The organism is Phenylobacterium sp. (genome assembly GCF_036263695.1).
Classification (GTDB): Bacteria; Pseudomonadota; Alphaproteobacteria; order Caulobacterales; family Caulobacteraceae; genus Phenylobacterium.
Genome location: NZ_DATAGM010000123.1, coordinates 1 through 1,769, shown reverse-complemented (window position 1 = coordinate 1,769; position 1,769 = coordinate 1). Strand labels below are relative to the sequence as shown.

General features: G+C 69.4%; 2 protein-coding genes. Both read left to right on the top strand.

Features of this window, described 5'->3' with window-relative positions:
• Positions 1 to 151 precede the first annotated feature (151 nt).
• On the top strand, positions 152 to 502 hold the full coding sequence (gene yajC / locus VHK87_RS04900) for a preprotein translocase subunit YajC (protein WP_414694111.1): 351 nt from the start codon (positions 152 to 154) through the stop codon (positions 500 to 502).
• Positions 503 to 515: 13 nt separating this feature from the next.
• On the top strand, positions 516 to 1,769 hold a 1,254-nt coding region (gene secD, locus VHK87_RS04895; RefSeq protein WP_329633774.1), incomplete at its 3' end, for a protein translocase subunit SecD.

The following is a 1,769-nucleotide window of genomic DNA, read 5'->3' as shown; positions in this document are numbered from 1 at the left end:
TGCGGTCCAGAAGGGGGGCGATCTCGGCGCTCATGCCGCGCTGATTAGCCCACTGGGGGCGTGCATTGCAAAAGCGCCCCTCAGCGCATAGCTTCCGCCGACTTTCGAGACCGGGCGCCAGAGCGGCCCGGCGATGCCCCCCGGAGAGGCCATGTTCGCTACCCCTGCCTACGCCCAAGCCGCCACGGATGCCGCCGGGGGTGGCGCGGCCGGACTGCTGATGCAGTTCCTGCCGCTGATCGCGCTGTTCGTGCTGTTCTACTTCCTGATGATCCGTCCGCAGCAGAAGCGGATGAAGGCCCACCAGCAGATGATCGCCAATGTGAAGCGCGGCGACCAGGTGGTGCTCTCCAGCGGCATGATCGGCAAGGTCGTCCGGGTCGAGGACAAGGAAGTCGGCGTGGAGATCGCCCAGGGCGTCAACGTAAAGGTGGTGAAGGCGATGATCTCCGAGGTTCGCGTCCGGGGCGAGCCGGCCGCCGCCAACGACGCCAAGGTCTGAGGCCCCTCAGCCCATGATGGCGCTCTCCCGGTGGAAGGTGCTGGCGGTCCTGGCGGCCGCCATCTTCGGCATCCTCTTCACCATCCCCAACCTGATCCCGGCCCAGACCCGCGCCTCGCTGCCCGGGTTCATGCAGAAGACCGTCAACCTGGGCCTCGACCTCCAGGGCGGGGTGTATCTGCTGCTCGAGGTCGACACCGCGGCGCTGCGCAGCGAGCGGCTGGTCAACCTCGTCGAGGACGTCCGCACCACCCTGCGCAACGAGCGCATCCTGTTCACGGACCTGGGCCAGGTGGAGGGACAAGTCACCGTTCGCATCACTGATCCGGGCCAGGTGGACCGCGCCGCACGGGCGCTGCGCGACACTGTCGGCATCCCCCAGCAAACGACGGGGCAGGCCGCCGTCAACGTGACCACCCAGCCGGACCAGCGGCTGCGGCTGACCTTCAACGAGCAGGCCATGGAGGCCGAGGCCCGCGAGGCCGTCACCCAGTCCATCGAGATCATCCGCCGGCGGATCGACGAACTGGGCACCCGCGAGCCCTCGATCACCCGCCAGGGCGCCAACCGCATCGTCATCCAGGCGCCAGGCGAGAGCGATCCGCAGCGGCTGCGCGACGTGATCGGCCGCACCGCCAAGCTCTCCTTCCATATGGTCGACACCGCCGCCGATCCCGCCGCCGCCGCGGCGGGCCGGGTGCCGCCGGGCTCGCAGGTGCTGATCGACGACCAGGGCTCGCCCATGGTCGTGCGCCGCCGGGCCCTGGTCTCCGGCGAGATGCTGACCGACGCCTATCCGACCTTCGACGAGTTCGGCCGTCCGGCCGTCGGCTTCCGGTTCGACAGCCAGGGCGCCCGCCGCTTCGGCGACGCCACCCGCCAGAACATCGGCAAGCCGTTCGCCATCGTGCTGGACGAGAAGATCGTCTCGGCGCCGGTCATTCAGACGCCGATCCTCGGGGGCTCGGGCCAGATCACCGGCACCTTCACCCAGCAGGAGGTGAACGACCTTGTCCTGCTGCTCGACGCCGGCGCGCTGCCGGCGCCGCTGCGGGTCGAGGCGCAGCAGACGGTCGGCGCCGAACTGGGCGCCGATGCGGTCAAGGCGGGGACCATCTCCACCGCGGTCGGCTTCGTGGCGATCCTGATCTTCATGGTGCTGGCCTACGGCTTCCTGTTCGGCGGCATCTCGGTCATCGCCCTGCTGCTCAACGGCCTGCTGATCATGGCCAGCATGTCCGCCATCGGGGCGACCCTGACCCTGCCG

What these genes read in the sequence shown, in the direction of transcription:
- yajC (WP_414694111.1), top strand. Translation starts at nt 152, where the DNA reads ATGTTCGCTACCCCTGCCTACGCCCAAGCCGCCACGGATGCCGCCGGG.